We start from the raw sequence: 20,024 nt of genomic DNA on the forward strand, positions 1-20,024 counted from the left end.
CCGTTGGGCACGCTGCTTCTGGCAGTCGAGCGCGACTGCGCCGCTAGAGGGCGCGGGCCGCTTCCAGCACCTGATCGGCATGGCCGTCGACCCGGACATTGCGCCAGATCCTGGCGACGCGTCCGTCCTGTCCGATCAGAACCGTAGTCCTGATAATTCCAAGGAACGTCCGGCCATACAGAGACTTTTCGCCCCAGGCGCCGTAGGCCTCGAGCATCTCATGCTGCTCGTCCGAAATCAGGGGAATCGCGAGCTGGTGTTTGCTGCGGAACGCGTCCTGGGCTTTTACGGTATCGGCCGAGACACCCAGCACTGCCGTTCCGGCATCCTCGAACGCGCTTCTGAGCCGGGTGAAGTCGATCGCCTCCCGCGTGCAGCCGGGCGTGTCTGCTCGCGGGTAGAAGAACAGGACCAGCTTCTTCCCCGCATAATCCGCCAATGAGACGGTGTCGCCGCCGTCGCGCGGCAGGCGGAACGCCGGCGCCTTGGCCCCTTCGGCCAATCCCGGCGCGGCGGAGCCTGCGGATTTTAACGGTTTCGACGCCGCCTTCTGCGATGCTTTGGGACGGGATTTTTCGGGAGAGGCGGCGGCTTTCTTGCCTGTTTTCGCGGCGGACGCCTTTTTCGTTGAAGGTGAGCGAACACTCGCCTTCTTCGATGCAGCGGCCCTGGCCGATGTCTTGGGGGAATTCTTGCGCGTTTTCTTGGACATACGCCTTCCTTTCGTCGCTTTCGGCGGGTCAACCAATGGGGTATTGCGAGTCATGTCCGAGGCTTGCGGATTCGCGTCCGATGCTGGGCAAATCTGATGACCTCGGGGTATGGTTACAACGAATTCGACGCATCACCCGTCCGCTCGCTGAAGGGTTCGTTGGGACCGGCAACGAGTAACAGTATTAATCGAGGATTGGCAGCGATGCCGGCACAGGGGCGCTCGATCAGAATCGACGGGTGCCCCAATGGCGGCAACACATCTGGTGATCAGCGCCAGTACCGAGAGGCAATGGCAAGCAATACGTCGCCCCAAGGATCGATTCAGGGATCGCCTCAAGGATCGGCTCGCGCACCGACACGCGGACCGGTTCAAGGATTCCATCAAGGGGCAGGTCCGCAAGGGGCAGGTCCGCAGCCGGGCCGGCGTGCCGACGCTCATCATACGCAGTGGGATGAAGGCGGCTGGGATCAGGAACATGACGAAGCCGCAGGTCATGCCGCGCGACGGCTGCTATCCAAGCGCGACCTTGGCGTTCATCGCACCTTCGATCGCTTCGGTGCGTTCAGTCGCTGGCTGACCGGCGAACGCTGGATCCGCCGGGTGGCGGTGGCGATCGTCGCGCTGGTGGTGATTTTTGGCGGCTGCTTCTTCGGATTGTGGTGGCGGCTCGGCGCCGGGCCGATCAACCTCGACATGGCAACGCCCTGGCTGGCGTCGGCCATCGAGGAGAATATCGGCCACGGCAATACGGTAGAGATCGGCGGCACCCAGATCGAGCGCGCCGGCCGCATCCGCATCGCCGTGCGCATCCGCGACATCATCGTGCGCGATCGCGAACGCGCCGTGGTAGCGAGCGCGCCGAAAGCGGAAGTGAAATTGTCCGGCATGGCGCTGCTGATGGGGCGGCTGCGCGCCGAAAGCATCAATCTCGTCGATGCCGAGCTTGCGATCCGCATCACGCCGGACGGCCAGGTCACGGTGTCCACCGGCGATACCGCAAAACCGCTGGCGACCGGCGTCGCCTCCAAGAGGGACGCCGGAATCCCCGCGACCTTCCCGCGCCAGATTCCGGTGACGCCGCCGACGGCTGTTTCGCCCGCGCCGGCAACGGTGCCCGACAACACGCAGAACGGTCTGCTCGCGAGCCTCGATTGGCTCGACAGTTTGAGCCTCAGCGGCCTCGACGGCCAGAACCTCAACGAAATCGGCTTGAAGAACGGCAATCTGATTGTCGACGATCAGCAACGCGGCAACAAATGGTCGTTCGACAATATCAGCCTCAGCCTGCGCCGGCCGAGCAGCGGCGGCGTCGCGCTCAACCTCGGCGAAGAAGGCAAGCGCCCGTGGTCGCTGCGCGTGCTGGTCGGCGCACCGTCGAATGGCGTGCGCTCGGTCGATATCCGCGCCGACAAGGTGCCGACCGCAAACATCTTCCTCGCGATGCGGGTGAAGGATCTCACCTACAGCGCCGACCTGCCGCTGTCTGGCGAACTGAAGGGCGAGCTCGGCCGCGACGGCCTGCCGACTTACTTCCGCGGCAAGATTTTGGCCGGCGCGGGCCACATCATCGACAGCGATACGCCCGACTATCCGATGGCGATCGACTCGGCGGAGGTGAATGTCGAATGGGATTCCGGACGGCGCGTGCTGGTCGCCCCGTTCAAGATCACCTCCGGCGCCAATCGCGTCACGCTGCTCGCCCACCTCGAGCCGCCCAACGGCAACGTCACCGACTGGCAGGCCGGTCTTTCCGGCGGCACCATCGTGCTGCCCGGTACGGAAGGCGAGCAGCCGCTGATCTTCAATCGCATTGCGATCGGTTTCCGCTTCGATACCGACCGCAAGCGCGTGCTGCTGACGCAGGCCGATATCAGCAATGGCGAGATCAGCGTCGCCGGTACCGGCGTGGTCGATTATTCCGGCGAGCCGCGGCTGCAACTCGGTTTTGCGGGAACGCCGATGTCGGCTTCCGCCCTCAAGCGGGTGTGGCCGATCCTGATCGTGCCTGAACTGCGCGAGTGGGTGATCGAGCGGATCGAGAAGGGTTCGCTCCAGCGCATCGACATCGCCGTCAATTCGCCGGTCAAGAACCTGTCGCGCAAGGGTCCGCCGATTCCGGACGACGGGCTTGCGGTCAACATCGTCGCGTCAGGCGTGACGGTGCGGCCGGTCGACCAGATGCCCCCGGTGCGCGATGCCGACCTGAAGGCGAAGGTGACCGGGCGCACGGCGCTGGTGACGATCGCGCAGGGCGCTGCCGACACGCCGGCGGGGCGCAAGCTCGCGTTCTCCGACTTCTCCTTCGAGGTGCCGGATCTGGCGCCAAAGCCCTCGCCCGCGAAAGTCCGCTTCCGCGTCGACGGCAGCGTTCCGGCCGCGGCCGAAATTCTCTCCTCCGACCGCCTGAGCGATCTGTCCGGCACGCTGGTCGATCCAAATGCCAGCAAGGGCAATTTTTCGGCCGTGATCACCATGGGCCTGCCGGTCAAGAACGCGCTGACCAAGGCTGATACGACCTACACGGCGGTCGCCGATCTCAGCGGATTTGCCGCCGACAAGCTGGTGATGAACCAGAAGCTGGAGGCGAGCACGCTCAAGGTGATCGCCAACAATTCCGGCTATCAGGTCAGGGGCGACGTCAAGATCAACGGGCAGCAGGCCCTGCTTGAATACCGCAAGCCGGCCGAGGGCGATGCCGACGTCAAGCTGGCGGCCACGCTGGACGACAGCAGCAGGGCGCGGCTCGGCATCGATCTCGGTCCCGCGATTACCGGCCAGCTTCCGATCAAGCTGATCGGCAAGATCGGCGAACATGACAGCCGCCTCGGCATCGAGGCCGATCTCACCCAGTTGAAGCTCGACAACATCCTGCCGGGCTGGGTGAAGACACAGGGCAAGGCAGGCAAGGCCACCTTCAACGTGGTGCAGAAGCCGCAATCGATCCGCTTCGAGGATATCGTGGTCGAAGGCGGCGGCGTCTCGATCAAGGGATCGCTGGAGGTCGACCAGAACGGCGATCTCCTGAATGCCAATTTCCCGGTCTATTCGCCGACCGAAGGCGACAAGACCACGCTGCGCGCCGAGCGCGCCCAGGACGGCACGATCAAGGTGACCATGCGTGGCGACGTATTCGACGGCCGCGGTTTCCTCAAATCGGCGATCTCGGGCAAGGACGATCCCAAGAGCAAGACCAAGGGTATGGATCTTGATGTCGATCTCAAGCTCGGCGCAGTACAGGGATTCAACGGCGAGGCGCTGCGCAGCGTCGATGGAAAATTCTCGCGGCGCAATGGCGCCTTCAGGGCGTTTTCGCTGTCCGGCAAGATTGGACGCGACACGCCGCTCACCGCCGATCTGCGCGGCCGCACGCAGGCGCAGCCGCGCGAGCTGATCGTCCTCCAGACCAACGACGCCGGCGCGTTTTTCCGCTTCACCGATATGTACTCCAAGGTCGTCGGCGGCCAGCTCGCACTCGCCCTGGAGCCGCCGACGGTCGAGCCGAGCGCCAGGGAAGGCCTGATCAACGTCCGCGAGTTCTCCATCAAGGGTGAGGCTGCGCTCGACCGTGTGGCTGCTGGCGGCGCGCCCGGTACTCAGAGCGGCGTATCCTTTTCAGCATTGCGTGCGGAATTCACCCGGCAAAGCGGACAGCTCTCGATCCGCGATGGCGTGGTGAAAGGGCCGATGATCGGTGCGACCATCGAAGGCAGCATCGATACCGTCGCCAACCAGGTTCGCATGAGCGGCACCTTCATTCCGATGTACGGGCTGAACAACATGTTCGGCCAGATCCCGGTCCTTGGCCTCGTCCTCGGCGCCGGCAGCAATGAAGGCCTGATCGGCGTGACCTATGAAGTGGTCGGCACGCCGGGTCAGCCGGTGCTGCGCGTTAATCCGATCTCGGCGATGTTTCCGGGCGTGACGCGAAAGATCATGGAATTCAACACCGGCAAGCAGAACAACCAGGCCGAATTTCCGCCGAACAATTGAGCGTTCCGGACATGTGCAGGACTGGATTGAGCATCGCGGCGCTTCTGGCTCTCGCGCTGCCTACGTCTGCGCACGCGGCCGAGCCCTACGAGGGCGCCTGGGTGACGTCGCCAAAGCATTGTAGCGACAAGGCGGATGGTCCGAACAGCCTCACCGTCATCGACCTCAAGGTTGATCTCAACGGCAAGCCGATGCCGATGGTCGAGCAGTACGAACATCACTGCGTCATCGACAGCAAGTCGACTTCCGCAAGCGACACGACGCTGAAAGCGACCTGCTACGAGTTCTGGGACGACTACAAGAAGAAGGTCAACGGCACGAAAGAGACGATCAAGCTGTCGGTCGTCTCGAAAGACCAGCTCAAGATCAACGGCAAGCAGTATCGGCGTTGCCCGGAGAAGGCAGCGAAATCCACAAAGCGCTAACGCCGCAGCGCCGGCACCACCAGGAACGGAATCATTCCGAGGATGACGTTGACAAGCGCGAACGCGATCAGCGCGTTGTAGCCGTGGGTGTAGTCGTGGATCAGGCCGCCGGCCCAGGAGCCCAAGGCCGAGCCCAGTCCGCTGCCGATCGAGATGGTGCCGAAGATGGTTCCGACGCGCTTGCCTTGAAAGATCTTCAGTGCGGTTGCCGTGATCAGCGGGCCGCGCGAGCCGATCATGCTGCCGAAGAAGAGCACGAACGCAGCGAGCAGCCAATAATTTGGAAAATACTGGATCAGCCAGAGGAAGAAGATTCCCAAAATGGAGATGGCGTAGCTGAGCAGCACCGATGGCCGCCGGCCAATGATGCCGTCGAGCGTGGAGACGCTGACCATTCCCAGCGTCAGCACGACGCCGGAAAATCCCCAGGCGGTGGCCGCCTGTAGCGGAGGGAAGCCGGCATCGATCAGATAGGCGACGATCTGCGCCGAAATCGCGTACATCCCGATCGCGGTGAAGAAGAAGGTCGAGAACAGCGCCCAGAAGGCGTGGTAGCGCATCGCACTTCCGAGCGTCCAGCCGCCGTCAGTGGCCTCGACCTGCGCCTTCTGGACGACATGCGGCGATCCTCTTGCAAACAGCCGCCACGGCAGCAGCATCAGCGGCACGAGGAGGCAAAGTGCAATCACGCCGAACCACTGATAGGCCTCGCGCCAGCCGACATGATCGATCAACAGTTGCGAGGCCGGCAGCAGCAACAGGACGCCGGCGCCCATCGCGGAGTACACCACCGCCATCGCGGTCGGCAGCCGCGGGCCGAACCAGCGGCCGAGCAGGATGGAGTTCGGCACGTTGCCGACGAGGGCAATACCGACGCCGACGCAAATGCCGATCGTAATCTGGAATTGCCACAGCGCCTCTGCACGCGAAGCGATCAGAAAGGCGCCGCCGAGCAGCAGCAGCCCTAGCGCGTAGACTGTGCGCGGCCCGGAGCGGTCGAACAGGCGACCCACCAGCGGTGCGGTCAGACCACCGGTCAGCCACGACAGCGAATAGACCGAGACGACCTGCGCGCGGTCCCAACCAAAGCTTTCCGAAATCGGTTTGAGGAAGACCGTAAAACTTTCGCCGAGACCGCGGCCGAGCACCGAAAGGGCAAAGCACAGCGCAAGCACGCTCAGCGCAACGCGCGCCGGACTTCGCGGCCTGGTCGACGTTCCCCCCGGTGGCGTATCTTGATCCATCGGGGCAGGGAGCGCGCTTCCGCGCTCCCGCACAAGGTCGGAAAACGAATACGCCTATGCAGGCCTGACGAGGACGTGACGCTTCTTGCCGAGCGACAGCTTGATCACGCCTTCGCCGGTGAGATCAGAGGCATTGAGCGCCATCTTCTCGTCGGTGACGGCAACGTCGTTGACGCGAAGCCCGCCGCCCTTGATCTGGCGCCGCGCCTCGCCGTTCGAGGCGACGAGCCCCGCCTTGACGAACAGCGTCAGCACGCCCGCGCCGGCATCGAGTTCGCCGCGCGGAATTTCCACCGTCGGCAGGCTTTCGGCGATCGCGCCTTCCTCAAAGGTCTGGCGGGCGGTTTCGGCCGCCGTGTTGGCGGCGTCGCGTCCGTGCAGCAGGGCAGTAGCTTCGGTCGCCAGCACCTTCTTGGCCTCGTTGATCTCGCCGCCCTTTAGCGCCGCAAGCTTTGCGATCTCGCTCATCGGCAGGATCGTAAAGAGCTTCAGGAATTTTACGACGTCGGCGTCCTCGGTGTTGCGCCAGTATTGCCAGAAGTCATAGGGAGAGAACTGGTCGGCGTTCAGCCACACGGCGCCCTTGGCGGTCTTGCCCATCTTGTCGCCGGAAGCGGTGGTGAGCAGCGGCGTGGTCAGCGCGAACAGTTGCGGCGTGCCCATGCGGCGGCCGAGGTCGACGCCGTTGACGATGTTGCCCCATTGGTCGGAGCCGCCCATCTGCAAGCGGCAACCGGCGCGGCGCGACAGTTCGACGAAGTCGTAGGCCTGGCAGACCATGTAGTTGAACTCGATAAAGCTCATCTCCTGCTCGCGCTCGAGCCGCAGGCGCACCGAGTCCATCGTCAGCATGCGGTTGACCGAAAAATGCCGGCCGATGTCGCGCAGCATCTCGATCCAGTTCAATTTCGTCAGCCATTCGGCATTGTCGAGCATGATGGCGTCGGACTTGCCGTCGCCGTAGCGCAGCACCTTGGAGAACACGCCGCGGATGGAAGCCTTGTTGGCTTCGATCTCGGCGACGCTGCGCATCGCGCGCGTCTCGTCCTTGCCGGAGGGGTCGCCGACCATGGTGGTGCCGCCGCCCATCAGCGTGATCGGCTTGTTGCCGCTCTGCTGGAGCCAGTACAGCATCATCATGGTGAGGTAATTGCCGATATGCAGCGAGGGCGCCGTGCAGTCGTAGCCGACATAGGCGGTGGCCTCGCCTTTGGCGGCGAGCGCGTCCAGGCCCTCGACATCGGAGCATTGGTGGATGAAGCCACGCTCCCGTAAAATGTTCAGGAAATCCGATTTAAAAGCAGTCATTTGTCGGCGACTCTGATCATTCTTATTTCACGGTAATTGTAACGAGTTGCGGAACCATGCCGGTTTGGACTGCCGCGAACCCCCGCGCTGTGGCATTATAAGATGTGCTTGTTTGATACAAGCCAGACGTCGGTTTCAGGCGTTGAGGCAGGAATCAGGGCATAAATGCGATGATGTTGACGGCACTCGGTCTGATGAGCGGCACCTCGCTCGACGGGGTCGATGTCGCCATGATCGAGACCGACGGAAAGAAGGTTAAGGCTTTCGGACCGTCCGGCTACCGGCCCTATACCGACCGCGAGCGCGGGCTCCTGCGCCAGGCCCTGACGGAAGCCGTCCATTTGCCGCAGCGCGACGCCCGGCCGGGCATTCTGGCGGAGGCCGAGCGGGCGGTCACCGTAGCCCATGCCGAGGCCGTGGCGGCCTTCACCGCGCAAAACCGTATTACCCGGGAAGAAATCGACATCGTCGGCTTTCACGGCCAGACCGTGCTGCACCGCCCCGAGAAGAGGCTGACCGTGCAGATCGGCGACGGCCCGGCGCTGGCCAAGGCCATCCACATCCCCGTGATGCATGATTTCCGCGCCGCCGACGTCGAGGCCGGCGGCCAGGGCGCGCCGTTCGTGCCGGTCTATCACCGCGCGCTGGCGCAGTCCCTGGAGCGCGAGGGGCCGATCGTGGTGGTCAATATCGGCGGCGTCTCCAACATCACCTATATCGACGGCGCGGATACGCTGATCGCCTGCGACACCGGGCCGGGCAATGCGCTGCTCGACGATTTCATGTTCCGTGTCATGAGCCAGCGCTTCGATTGCGAGGGCCGGATGGCCGCGCAGGGCGTCGCCGATGAAGCCTGGATTGCCCGCGCGCTGGAGCTGCCGTTCTTCAGGAAGCCGCCGCCGAAATCGCTCGACCGCAACGATTTTGCCTCGCTCAAGCTGGGTGAGATGAAGCCGGCCGACGGCGCCGCCACGCTGACGGCCTTCACCGCCGCGGCGATCGCCCGGATCGTGCCGCTGCTGCCAAAGCCGCCGAAGAGCTGGATCGTCGCCGGCGGCGGGGCGCGCAACCTCACCATGCTCAGGATGCTGCGCGAGCGCCTGCGGCCCGCCACAGTCGAGGCCGCCGACGGGCTGGGCTGGGCGTCCGATGCCATCGAGGCACAGGCGTTCGGCTTCCTTGCGGCGCGCGGACTGAAAGGCCTGCCGCTCAGCTATCCCGCCACCACGGGCGTCCCGATGCCGATGACCGGCGGGGTGATCGCGCGGCCGTGATCGGGCCGGGGCTGTGCGGCCTTGACGTTATATGCATCTGCATGTAGTTTTTCATGCAGATGCATATAACGGAAGATTGGCCATGTCCGCGCCGCTGAAACTGATCAGCCACAAGCTTTGTCCCTATGTGCAGCGCGCGGTGATCGCGCTGACCGAAAAGGGCGTGCCGTTCGAGCGGATCGACATCGATCTCGCCAACAAGCCGGACTGGTTCCTGAAGATATCGCCGCTCGGCAAGGTGCCTGTCCTGGTGGTTGAACGCGACGGCGCAGAGGTGGCGCTGTTTGAGAGCAACGTTATCTGCGAATATATCGAGGACATTTTTCCCGAGACGAAGCTGCACCCACGCGATCCCTTGAAGCGCGCCGAGCATCGCGCCTGGATGGAATTCGGCTCCGCCATTCTCGGCGAATTATGGGGATTGGAGACCACGACCGATCCTGCAATCTTTGAAAGCAAGCGACAGGCGATTGTGGCAAAGTTTGCCCGCGTCGAAGCGGCGCTGGGCGGTGGCTCCTTCTTTGCCGGCGAGGGTTTCTGCCTGGTCGATGCGGTGTTCGCGCCGATCTTCCGCTACTTCGATGTCTTCGACGAGGTTACGGACCTCGCCATATTCGCCGAGACGCCGAAGGTGCGCGCCTGGCGCGCGCAGCTTGTGAAACGGCCGAGCGTTCGCGGCGCCGTTTCGCCTGAATATGCCGATTTGCTGCGTGCGTTCCTGGTCCGTCACGACGCACATCTGCTCAAGCTGGCCGCGTGATCAAAGCTCCGCGGCCATCCTGGCAAGCGTCGCAACCGTGTTCATGTTGCGCGCGGTGCCGGTCTTGGCGGCGGGAATGACCAGCTTCGACGTTCCCATGCCCTCGCCGTAGTGGACATAGATCTCGCGGCGGCCAAGTTTGAGCTCTTCGTCCTTGCGGCCGCGAATGTCGTCCAGCGCATTCTTGGGCGGGGTCTTGTCCAGGAAGATTGCGACAGTCCGGTTGGTGGCCTTGTCCGGAAACGGATTTTCGTCGGCCACCTTTGCTATCTCGGCGGCGGTGCGTACGATCACACCTACCGGCTTCTTCGCATAGGCTTCCAGCCGCTTTTCCAGCACAGCCTTGATGGCGGCTTCGGATTTGCGGCTGGTGAAGACCACATTGCCGCTGGCGATGTAGGTGCGGACTTTTTCGAAGCCGAACTCCTCGCACATCGCCTTCAGTTCGCTCATCGGCAGCTTGCCCGTGCCGCCGACATTGACGGCACGCAGCAAGGCGATGAACGCGGCCATCGGCTTACCTGACGTTGGCGAGCCGCATGTCGAGATAGCCGGTGACCGCTTCCATCAGCGGCTCCAGCTTGCCGTCGAAGAAGTGGTTGGCGCCGGGAATCACCTGCTGGTCGATCACGATGCCCTTCTGCGTCTTGAGCTTCTCGACCAGCGTGTTGACGTCCTTCGGCGGCACCACGGCATCCCTTTCGCCATGCACGATCAGGCCGGAGGACGGGCAGGGTGCCAGAAACGAAAAATCGTAGAGGTTGGCGGGCGGCGCGATCGAGATGAAGCCTTCGACCTCCGGACGGCGCATCAGGAGCTGCATGCCGATCCAGGCGCCGAACGAAAAGCCGGCAACCCAGCAGGCGCGCGCCTCGGGATTGATGGTCTGCGCCCAGTCGAGCGCGGACGCCGCATCCGACAATTCGCCGGTGCCGTGGTCGAACGAGCCCTGGCTGCGTCCGACGCCGCGGAAATTGAAGCGCAGCACCGAAAAGCCGCGATGCGCGAACGCGTAGTAGCACTGGTAGACGATCTGGTGGTTCATCGTGCCGTGGAACTGCGGATGCGGATGCAAAATCATCGCGATCGGCGCGTTCTTCTGCTTGGCCGGATGATAGCGGCCTTCAAGGCGGCCCGCGGGGCCGGTGAAAATGACTTCAGGCATTGTGTTCCCAGTGATCCCTTGTCTGTCCCTTGGCAATCAACCCGATCGGCTCGGCGGACAAAGCGGCTCTTGAAGGGCGGTGAGCGGCCGTCAAGCGATGCGCGGACGGCGCGGGCGAACGTGTGGGCGGCGTTCTAACATAGGGCGAGGGGCAAAAAGCAAGGATTTTGTGCGTTTGATGACGTCGGAAATCAGGTCGCAATGTCGCCTTAACCGCCGACAGGATCGAGGCAATTTCGAAAGTCCGTAGCCCTCCGGTGCGACAACAGCGGTGCGCTCACATTCCGCTTGAAGCGCTGGTCCGATCCAGCGGGGCGACCGCGCTTTTGTAGCGGCGGCTTCCGGAAGCAGTCCGTCCGGTATCGAATGTCAGCTCGAAATCGCCTGATGGCTTTGTCTCGACACTGGTCACGCGATCGAGATTGGCGAGCCGCGTGCGGTGAATGCGGACGAGGTTGAAGCGCGCCAACTCGGCTTCGGCCGCGGCCAGCGTCCCCCGGATCAGATGATTGCTGCCATCGGCCATGCTGTATTCGACGTAATTGCCCGCCGAGTTGATCCAGAGGATGTCGCCCGGTTCGATGCGGATGCTGCGCGTCCCGTCGCGCAGCCAGATCGTTTGCGATGTCGGGGCTTGCCCTGCGGGCTGAGGCGGCGTTTCCACCTCCAGCACCCGCTGCGCCTCGCGGCGGCTGTCGATCAGCCACATGCCGCCGCCGATCAGGACGCAGGTGACCACGTCCTTGCGGAACTCGTACAGCACGGTTGCCAGCGAGAAGCGGAAGTCGTAGGCGCCGCCCGCAAGCCACATGATCAATTTGCGCAAGGCCACCATCCCGGTGATGTGGACGGCCGAGAACACAATGATGGTGGCGATGGCGAGGGCGATCCGGATCGTCAGCGCCGGCTCGCGGCGGATGCGCCGCACGACCGCCAGCATCACGGGGGTAAGCAGGATGATGACCGCGATGCTGGTCATGTCCCATAGCAAAGGCGGGCGGATATCATAGACGCCGCCGTGCCGGGCGATGTCGTCGGCGGTCGACAGCGCGCCGACGATTCCGATCACGATCGCCACCGCTGCGACCGCGGCATAGATCAACCAGTCACCGGTCGCCCCGCGAGGCCAACCGCTCGTCCCCGGCGGTTTCAGTTCGTCACCGGGGCTCGTTTGGCGGTCCCAAACCGGCTCGACTTCAGGCCTTTCCCGCGCATTTTTGACGTCACTCATGCTGTCATCGGCGAATTCGGGAGCGGACCATGCGAGAGCCGACCATATCACAACAGACGGATTTCAACGGCGGGACGGAGCGGCGGATCGACCTCGACTGGGTGCGGATCGGCGCCTTCGGGCTCCTGATCTTCTACCACGTCGGGATGCTCTACGTTTCCTGGGGCTTTCACATCAAGAGCGTGCACCGGATCACGGCGCTGGAACCGCTGATGCTGGTGCTCAACCCGTGGCGGCTGTCGATCCTGTTCCTGGTTTCGGGCGTGGCGACCCGGTTCATGGTCCGAAAATACGCACTAGTGCCGTTGCTGCGCTCGCGTACCGCGCGACTGTTGATTCCGCTTCTGTTCGGCATGTTCGTGATCGTGCCGCCGCAGGCCTATGCCCAGATCGTCGAAACGCTGGGTTATCCCGCCGGCTTCGCCGATTTCTACCTCAACCACTATTTCGCCTTCAGCTCGCAGTTCTGCCCGAACCCCTGCATCATTCTGCCGACCTGGAACCACCTTTGGTTCGTGGCCTATCTCTGGGTTTACACGATGGCGCTGGGTCTGGTGGTGATGGCCGCTCCCGCTTTGGCCGGTCTTATTGAGCGCTGGCTGGTGCCGGCCTTGTCGGGCTGGGGGCTGCTGGTCCTGCCGCCGCTGGCCTTTGCGGCCTACCGGATCGTGCTGCTGCCGCACTTCCCCTCGACCCATGCGATGTTCGGCGACTGGTACAATCACGCGCTGTTCGCGACCGTATTCCTGCTTGGCTTCCTGCTTGCACACGCAAAACCGTTTTGGGACGCGACCGAGCGCCACCGCTGGACCGCGTTCGCGCTTGCGGGCGCGCTGTTCCTAACCTTCATCACCCTGCGGTCGATGCCGGACGGCGGGATGCCGCTCAGGATTACGGCTAGCGTGGCTTACGGCTTCTACCAGTGGCTCTGCATGGTTGCGGTGCTCGGTTTTGCGCGGCGCTGGATCACAAAGGACTCCGCCATCCGCCGCTATCTCACCGATGCGATCTTTCCCTATTACATCGTGCACCAGACCGCGATCATCATGATCGCGCATGCCCTGCGAGGCAGCGGCCTGTCCGCCTGGCAGGAAGCAAGCATTGTGATATCAGGCACGGCGATGGCCTGCATCGTCACCTACGAGATCGTGCGGCGCGTCGCGCTGCTGCGGCCGCTGTTCGGATTGAAGATGGCGGCGGCCTCCGAACCGGCGATGCCGATGCGAAGCCAGCCCGCGGGGTAGATTCTTGTTTGACGCGTTTTCTTCACGCGAAGCGGTGCCCACTTCGCTCGAAAACGCTCTGGCGGGGTGTCCAGATCGCCGGGAAGCGCTATATGACGCTTCATGCCCGCGCGCGTTTATCTCGACTGGAATGCGACCACGCCGCTTCGCCCCGAGGCGAAGGCGGCGATGGCGCAGGCGTGGGACATTTCCGGCAATCCATCCTCGGTGCATGCCGAGGGCCGCGAGGCGCGGCGGCTGGTGGAGGATGCCCGTGCCATCGTCGCCCGGGCTGTCGGCGCGCAGCCGCAAAATGTCGTGTTCACGTCGGGCGGCACCGAAGCCAATTCGCTGGCGCTGACGCCCGGGCTGCGGCGCGGCGGCATGCCGGCGCAGCGGCTGCTGGTTTCCGCGATCGAGCATGCCTCGGTTCTCGCGGGCGGACGGTTTGCGGCCTCAGAGATCCACACCATCGGTGTGACACGTTCAGGAGTCGTCGACCTCGGGCATTTGCGTACGCTGCTTGCGGGTGGGCCGCCGGCGCTGGTGTCGGTGATGCTGGCCAACAACGAGACCGGCGCGATCCAGCCTGTGGCCCAGGTGGCCGAAATTGTTCATGCGGCGGGTGGGGTGCTGCATGTCGATGCGATCCAGGCCTTTGGCAAAATTCCGCTCGACCTCGCCTCGACCGGTGCCGATCTGTTGACGCTGTCGGCCCACAAGCTGGGCGGACCGAAGGGGTCAGGCGCGCTGGTGCTGGCCGAGGGCTTGTCGGGCCTTGAGCCGTTGCTGCGCGGCGGCGGGCAGGAGCAGGGGCGACGGGCCGGGACGGAGAACGTCGCTGACATCGCGGGCTTTGGAGCGGCTACCAAGGCCGCGCTGGCGGCCATGGCGGCTGATGCCGAGAGACTTCGGGACTTGCGGGATCGGCTTGAAGCGGGGCTCCGGAGCGTTTCCGACACGATCATCTTCTCGGAGGATGCGGAAAGGTTGCCAAATACCGTTCTTTTCACGGCCCCCGGACTGAAGGCCGAAACCGCGGTGATCGGCTTCGACCTCGCCGGTATTGGAGTATCGTCCGGATCGGCCTGTTCCTCCGGAAAGGTACAGCCGTCGCACGTCCTCCAAGCCATGGGGTTCGGCCCGGAACTGGCTCAGGGAGCCGTGCGGCTCAGTATGGGCTGGTCCACATCACAAAGGCACGTCGATTCAGCCTTGGAGGCTTGGCGAAAGCTTGCCGATAGCCTAGTTAAGGGTCAGCGACGAAACACAGCTTGAACGGTTCTAAGCGGTCGATTTCGTGGCCAATACATCGTAATAGACTTTGGAACTGTTCCACCGCGGTCCTTGAAACCGCGAGCGGAGGATGGAATGCCAGCCGTACAAGAGACGGTCGAGCGCGTACGGCGCATCGACGTCGACCAGTATCGATATGGGTTCGAGACGCTGATCGAATCCGACAAGGCCCCGAAGGGCCTGACCGAAGATACGGTCCGCTTTATCTCTGCCAAGAAGAACGAGCCGGCCTGGATGCTGGAATGGCGTCTGGAGGCTTTTCGCCGCTGGCTGACCATGACCGAGCCGCAATGGGCGCGCGTCCACTACCCGAAGATCGATTACCAGGATCTCTACTATTACGCGGCGCCGAAGCCGAAGAAGCAGGTCGGCTCGCTCGACGAGATCGACCCCGAAATCCTGAAGACCTATGAGAAGCTCGGCATTCCCCTGCGCGAGGTGGAAGTGCTGGAAGGCGTCGTGCGCCCGGAAGGCGAGCGCAAGATCGCCGTCGATGCCGTGTTCGACTCGGTGTCGGTGGCGACCACCTTCCAGAAGGAGCTGAAGCAGGCCGGCGTGATCTTCATGCCGATCTCGGAAGCGATCCGCGAGCATCCTGAGCTGGTGAAGAAGTATCTCGGCTCCGTGGTGCCGACCTCCGACAACTTCTTTGCGACGCTGAACTCGGCCGTGTTCTCCGACGGCTCGTTCGTCTACGTGCCCCCGGGCGTGCGCTGCCCGATGGAGCTGTCGACGTATTTCCGCATCAACGAGCGCAACACCGGCCAGTTCGAGCGCACGCTGATCATCGCCGACAAGGGTTCTTACGTCAGCTATCTCGAAGGCTGCACCGCGCCGCAGCGCGACGAGAACCAGTTGCATGCTGCCGTGGTCGAGCTCGTCGCGCTCGATGACGCCGAGATCAAATATTCGACGGTGCAGAACTGGTATCCCGGCAACTCGGAAGGTGTCGGCGGCATCTACAATTTCGTCACCAAGCGTGGCGACTGCCGCGGCAACAATTCCAAGATTTCCTGGACCCAGGTCGAGACCGGCTCGGCCATTACCTGGAAATATCCGAGCTGTATTCTGCGCGGCGACAATTCACGTGGTGAGTTCTATTCAATCGCGATCTCGAACGGCCACCAGCAGGTCGATTCCGGCACCAAGATGATTCATCTCGGCAAGAACACGACCTCCAGGATCATCTCCAAGGGTATCGCGGCCGGCGTATCGCAAAACACCTATCGCGGTCTCGTCACCGCCCATCGGAAGGCCACCGGCGCGCGCAATTACACCGCCTGCGACTCGCTGCTGATCGGCGACAAGTGCGGCGCGCACACCGTGCCGTATGTGGAAGCCAAGAACTCGTCAGCGACCTTCGAGCACGAGGCGACGACCTCGAAAATTTCCGAGGACGTGCTGTTCTATTGCGTGCAGCGCGGGCTCAGCCAGGAAGAAGCCGTCGGCCTCGTCGTCAACGGCTTCGTGAAAGACGTGCTCCAGCAGCTTCCGATGGAGTTTGCGGTGGAAGCGCAGAAGCTGATCTCGATCAGCCTCGAAGGTTCGGTTGGATAAGGCCTCATCCTGAGGAGGACGCGCAGCGGCCATCTCGAAGGATGAGAGGAAAGATTATCGGCCTGTGTCCTTCGAGACGCGCCCTTGGGCGCTCCTCAGGACGAGGAACAAACGGAACAAGATGATGTCATTGCTTGAAGTGAAAGATCTGCAAGTCCGCGTCGAGGATCGCGAGATTCTCCATGGGCTGTCGCTGACGGTGAACCCGGGCGAGGTGCACGCCATCATGGGGCCGAACGGCTCCGGAAAATCGACGCTGAGCCACGTGATCGCCGGCAAGCCCGGCTATGAAGTCACCGGCGGCGAAATCCTGTTCAAGGGCGAAGACCTCTTGGAGATGGCGCCCGACGAGCGCGCCGCCAAGGGCGTGTTCCTGGCGTTTCAGTATCCGGTGGAAATCCCGGGCGTTGCCACCATGAATTTTCTGCGCACCGCGCTGAATGCGCAGCGCAAGGCGCGCGGCGAGAGCGAATACTCGACGCCGGACTTCTTGAAGAAGGTCCGCGAGGTCGCCAAATCGCTCAACATCCCGCAGGACATGCTGCGTCGCGGCGTCAATGTCGGCTTCTCCGGCGGCGAGAAGAAGCGCAACGAGATCCTGCAGATGGCGCTGTTCGAACCGAGCCTGTGCATCCTCGACGAGATGGATTCCGGCCTCGACATCGATGCGCTGCGGATCGCGGCCGACGGCGTCAACGCGCTGCGTTCGCCCGACCGTGCGATGGTCGTCATCACCCACTATCAACGGCTCCTGAACTACATCGTGCCCGACTTTGTGCACGTGATGTCGAGGGGCAAGGTCGTCAAAAGCGGCGGCAAGGATCTGGCGCTGGAGCTGGAAGCTTCCGGCTACGCCCAGTTCGAAGACGCGGCCTGACGACGGGACGGATTTTCGATGAATGTTGTGCTGGCAAAGACCGAGACCGGACGCGCGCTGAGCGACGCTTTTATCGTCGCACGCGATCGCTTGCCCGGCACCGGCCAGATCCTGGAGCAGCGGCGGCAGGCGTTTGACGCCTATGAGCGCGCCGGCCTGCCGCACCGGCGGCTCGAGGACTGGAAATATACCGACCTGCGCGCCCTCATGCGAGAAGTGCTGCCGCTTGCGCCTGCGCCCGACGCGGCCGCCTTGAAGCATGCGGAAAAGACGCTGAAGCAGCACAAGGTCCGCGGGACCCGCCGGCTGGTGCTGGTCGATGGCGTGTTTGCGCCAAAACTTTCAGAAACGGCCGATTTGGAAAAGGGCCTTTCCATCCGCTCGCTGCGCGAGGTGCTGGAAGCCGGCAATGCCGAATTGCAGTCGCAGCTTTTCGCGTTCGACGTCTCCAATCCAATGGTGGCGCTCAACACCGCGATGATGACCGACGGCGTCGTGATCGAGGTCGCCGCGGGTACCGTGATGTCGCAGCCGCTGCATGTCGTCCACATCGCAACCGGCAGCGTGCCGGCGGCCATCTTCACCCGCTCGCTGCTGCGCCTCGGCAAGGACGCCGGCGTGACGCTGGTCGAAAGCTATGTCGCGGCCGACGGCGCAAAAGCCTATCAGGCGCACGACTCGCTGGTCATTGCCATCGGCGACAATTCGCGGTTGGATCACGTCCGTCTGGTCGAGGACAGCGCTGAGGCCGCCAACATTTCCTCTGCCGTTGTGACACTGGGCGCGCACGCGCACTTCAACACCTTTGGCATGACCTCGGGCGCATCAGTCAGTCGCTATCAGGCCAACATCGCATTTGCAGGCGAGGGGTCCCGGGTCGAGACCAACGGCGTCAATCTGCTCAACGGCAAACAGCACGCCGATACCACGCTGTTCATGGATCACGCCGTGCCGAATTGCGCCAGCCGCGAAGTGTTCCGCGCGGTTGCCGACGACCGGGCGCATTCGGTGTTCCAGGGCCGCATCATCGTGCGGCCGGACGCGCAGAAGACCGACGCCAAGATGATGACGCGGGCGCTCTTGCTGTCCGACGAGGCCGAGGCTGACAACAAGCCGGAACTGGAAATCTTTGCCGACGACGTCACCTGCGGCCATGGCGCCACGACAGGCGCGCTCGACGAGAGCCTGTTGTTCTACCTGCGCGCCCGCGGCCTGTCCGAAAAGGAAGCGCAGTCGCTGCTGATCCAGGCTTTTGTCGGTGAAGCCATCGAATCCATCGTGAACGACGATCTGCGCGAGTTGGCGGTCGCCTCCGCCATACGCTGGCTGGAGGCACGGGCATGAGCACGCATCCGGCTGTTACCAACGGCACCTATGATGTCGCCCGCGTGCGGGAGGATTTTCCGGCGCTGGCGCTGAAAGTCTATGGCAAGCAGCTTGTCTATCTCGACAATGCGGCGTCCGCCCAGAAGCCGAAAGTCGTGCTCGACCGCCTGACGACGGCGTACACCACCGAATACGCCAACGTGCATCGCGGCCTGCATTACCTCGCCAATGCCGCGACCGAAGCCTATGAAGGCGCCCGCGGCAAGGTCGCGCAATTCCTCAATGCCCGGCGCAGCGAGGAGATTATCTTCACCCGCAACGTCACCGAGGCGATCAACCTCGTGGCGTCGTCATGGGGCGAGCCGAATATCGGCGAGGGCGACGAGATCGTGCTCTCGATCATGGAGCACCACTCCAACATCGTGCCCTGGCATTTCCTGAGGGAACGCCATGGCGCTGTCATCAAATGGGCGCCGGTCGACGACGAGGGCAATTTCCTGATCGACGAGTTCGAGAAGCTGCTGTCGCCGCGTACCAAGCTCGTTGCGATCACGCAGATGTCGAATGCGCTCGGCACGCTCGTCCCGATCAAGGAAGTAATCAAGCTCGCGCATGAGCGCGGCATCCCGGTGCTGGTCGATGGCGCGCAGGGCGCGGTCCACCTCCAGGTCGACGTGCAGGACCTCGATGCCGACTTCTACGCCTTCACCGGCCACAAGGTGTACGGACCGACCGGGATCGGCGTGCTCTATGCCAAGCATGAGCACCTCGTCGCGATGCGCCCCTTCAACGGAGGCGGCGAGATGATCCGCGAGGTGGCCAAGGATTGGATCACCTATGGCGATCCCCCGCACAAATTCGAGGCCGGCACTCCGCCGATCGTACAGGCGATCGGGCTGGGCGCCGCCATCGACTACGTCAATTCGATCGGCAAGGAGCGCATCGCCGCGCACGAGCATGACCTCGTCACCTATGCCCAGGATCGCCTGCGCGAGATCAACTCGCTGCGGCTGATCGGCACCGCGCGCCACAAGGGGCCGGTGATCTCGTTCGAGATGAAGGGCGCCCATGCCCATGACGTCGCCACCGTGATCGATCGCCAGGGCATTGCGGTGCGCGCCGGAACCCATTGCGTGATGCCGCTTTTAGAGCGGTTCAATGTCACAGCCACCTGCCGCGCCTCGTTCGGGATGTATAATACCCGCGAGGAAGTCGACCAACTGGTGCAGGCGCTGATCAAGGCGCAGGATTTGTTCGCATGAGCGATACCGCTGAAATCAAAACCGCCAATATGGAAACCAATTCGGCGCTGCCGCCGGAGGAGACCGAGCGGCTGGGCGCCGAGATCGTCGCCGCTCTGAAGACGGTGTTCGATCCGGAAATCCCGGCCGATATCTACGAGCTCGGCCTGATCTACAAGGTCGACCTGAAGGAAGACCGCGGCGTCGACGTCCTGATGACCCTGACCACGCCGAACTGCCCGGCGGCGGGAGAATTGCCGACCATGGTCGAGAACGCGATCGCCAGCGTTCCTGGCGTCGGCGTCGTCAACGTCAATCTGGTGTGGGAGCCGGCATGGTCGCCGGACCGGATGAGCGACGAGGCTCGCCTCGTCCTGAACATGTGGTGAAGG

At 63.4% G+C, this 20,024-nt stretch carries 17 protein-coding genes; 11 read left to right on the forward strand and 6 right to left on the reverse strand.

What is annotated here, in order from left to right:
- Nucleotides 1-43 precede the first annotated feature (43 nt).
- Nucleotides 44-712, reverse strand: a complete 669-nt coding sequence (locus tag JQ628_RS13610) for a peroxiredoxin (protein WP_212223071.1) — start codon at nucleotides 710-712, stop codon at nucleotides 44-46.
- 204 nt (nucleotides 713-916) lie between these two features.
- On the opposite strand from JQ628_RS13610, the gene JQ628_RS13615 reads away from it, so the two are divergent.
- Nucleotides 917-4,705: a hypothetical protein gene (locus JQ628_RS13615; RefSeq protein WP_212223072.1), complete on the forward strand. Its 3,789-nt coding sequence runs from the start codon at nucleotides 917-919 to the stop codon at nucleotides 4,703-4,705.
- A 26-nt stretch (nucleotides 4,706-4,731) separates the two neighbouring features.
- The gene (locus JQ628_RS13620) at nucleotides 4,732-5,130 is read left to right on the forward strand and encodes a hypothetical protein (RefSeq protein WP_212223073.1); all 399 of its coding nucleotides are present in this window, start codon (nucleotides 4,732-4,734) and stop codon (nucleotides 5,128-5,130) included.
- On the opposite strand, the gene JQ628_RS13625 is transcribed toward JQ628_RS13620, so the two are convergent.
- Together JQ628_RS13625 and tyrS are read right to left on the reverse strand one after the other, a co-directional pair.
- Nucleotides 5,127-6,374, reverse strand: a complete 1,248-nt coding sequence (locus JQ628_RS13625; RefSeq protein WP_212223074.1) for an MFS transporter — start codon at nucleotides 6,372-6,374, stop codon at nucleotides 5,127-5,129. The two genes, JQ628_RS13620 and JQ628_RS13625, sit on opposite strands and share 4 nt — an antisense overlap.
- Before the next feature lie 54 nt (nucleotides 6,375-6,428).
- Entirely contained in the window at nucleotides 6,429-7,682 is a 1,254-nt protein-coding gene (gene tyrS, locus JQ628_RS13630; protein ID WP_212223075.1) for a tyrosine--tRNA ligase, read from the reverse strand.
- A gap of 170 nt (nucleotides 7,683-7,852) precedes the next feature.
- Between tyrS and JQ628_RS13635 the strand changes: the two genes are divergently transcribed.
- Together JQ628_RS13635 and JQ628_RS13640 are read left to right on the forward strand one after the other, a co-directional pair.
- Complete coding sequence (locus tag JQ628_RS13635) at nucleotides 7,853-8,956, forward strand: anhydro-N-acetylmuramic acid kinase (protein ID WP_212223076.1); 1,104 nt, start codon at nucleotides 7,853-7,855, stop codon at nucleotides 8,954-8,956.
- 82 nt (nucleotides 8,957-9,038) lie between these two features.
- Complete coding sequence (locus JQ628_RS13640) at nucleotides 9,039-9,716, forward strand: glutathione S-transferase family protein (protein WP_212223077.1); 678 nt, start codon at nucleotides 9,039-9,041, stop codon at nucleotides 9,714-9,716.
- On the opposite strand, the gene JQ628_RS13645 is transcribed toward JQ628_RS13640, so the two are convergent.
- From JQ628_RS13645 to JQ628_RS13655, 3 genes are all read right to left on the reverse strand, one after another.
- A complete protein-coding gene (locus JQ628_RS13645; protein WP_212223078.1) occupies nucleotides 9,717-10,229 on the reverse strand; it encodes a DUF1697 domain-containing protein in 513 nt (170 codons plus the stop codon).
- 4 nt (nucleotides 10,230-10,233) lie between these two features.
- Nucleotides 10,234-10,881 carry an alpha/beta hydrolase gene (locus JQ628_RS13650; RefSeq protein ID WP_212223079.1) on the reverse strand — a complete coding sequence of 216 codons (648 nt, stop codon included), beginning with the start codon at nucleotides 10,879-10,881 and terminating at the stop codon, nucleotides 10,234-10,236.
- A 277-nt stretch (nucleotides 10,882-11,158) separates the two neighbouring features.
- The gene (locus tag JQ628_RS13655) at nucleotides 11,159-12,112 is read right to left on the reverse strand and encodes a LytTR family DNA-binding domain-containing protein (protein WP_212223080.1); all 954 of its coding nucleotides are present in this window, start codon (nucleotides 12,110-12,112) and stop codon (nucleotides 11,159-11,161) included.
- Between the two features lie 29 nt (nucleotides 12,113-12,141).
- Here JQ628_RS13655 and JQ628_RS13660 point away from each other — a divergent pair, with 29 nt between their 5' ends.
- The 7 genes from JQ628_RS13660 to JQ628_RS13690 all read left to right on the forward strand — a co-directional run bounded on the left by JQ628_RS13660 (nucleotide 12,142) and on the right by JQ628_RS13690 (nucleotide 20,021).
- The gene (locus JQ628_RS13660; RefSeq protein ID WP_212223081.1) at nucleotides 12,142-13,356 is read left to right on the forward strand and encodes an acyltransferase family protein; all 1,215 of its coding nucleotides are present in this window, start codon (nucleotides 12,142-12,144) and stop codon (nucleotides 13,354-13,356) included.
- A gap of 102 nt (nucleotides 13,357-13,458) precedes the next feature.
- A complete protein-coding gene (locus JQ628_RS13665) occupies nucleotides 13,459-14,613 on the forward strand; it encodes a cysteine desulfurase family protein (protein ID WP_212223082.1) in 1,155 nt (384 codons plus the stop codon).
- 93 nt (nucleotides 14,614-14,706) lie between these two features.
- Nucleotides 14,707-16,188, forward strand: coding sequence for a Fe-S cluster assembly protein SufB (gene sufB / locus JQ628_RS13670; RefSeq protein WP_212223083.1), 1,482 nt, complete (start codon nucleotides 14,707-14,709; stop codon nucleotides 16,186-16,188).
- A 124-nt stretch (nucleotides 16,189-16,312) separates the two neighbouring features.
- Nucleotides 16,313-17,065 carry a Fe-S cluster assembly ATPase SufC gene (gene sufC, locus JQ628_RS13675; protein ID WP_212223084.1) on the forward strand — a complete coding sequence of 251 codons (753 nt, stop codon included), beginning with the start codon at nucleotides 16,313-16,315 and terminating at the stop codon, nucleotides 17,063-17,065.
- A gap of 18 nt (nucleotides 17,066-17,083) precedes the next feature.
- Nucleotides 17,084-18,409, forward strand: a complete 1,326-nt coding sequence (gene sufD / locus JQ628_RS13680; RefSeq protein WP_212223085.1) for a Fe-S cluster assembly protein SufD — start codon at nucleotides 17,084-17,086, stop codon at nucleotides 18,407-18,409.
- Nucleotides 18,406-19,653: a cysteine desulfurase gene (locus JQ628_RS13685; RefSeq protein WP_212223086.1), complete on the forward strand. Its 1,248-nt coding sequence runs from the start codon at nucleotides 18,406-18,408 to the stop codon at nucleotides 19,651-19,653. Before sufD ends, JQ628_RS13685 begins: the two co-directional genes overlap by 4 nt.
- Nucleotides 19,650-20,021 carry an SUF system Fe-S cluster assembly protein gene (locus JQ628_RS13690; protein WP_212223087.1) on the forward strand — a complete coding sequence of 124 codons (372 nt, stop codon included), beginning with the start codon at nucleotides 19,650-19,652 and terminating at the stop codon, nucleotides 20,019-20,021. Before JQ628_RS13685 ends, JQ628_RS13690 begins: the two co-directional genes overlap by 4 nt.
- Nucleotides 20,022-20,024: the final 3 nt, after the last annotated feature.

Origin of the sequence: Bradyrhizobium lablabi, from assembly GCF_018129385.1 — a bacterium.
Taxonomy (GTDB): Bacteria; Pseudomonadota; Alphaproteobacteria; order Rhizobiales; family Xanthobacteraceae; genus Bradyrhizobium; species Bradyrhizobium lablabi_C.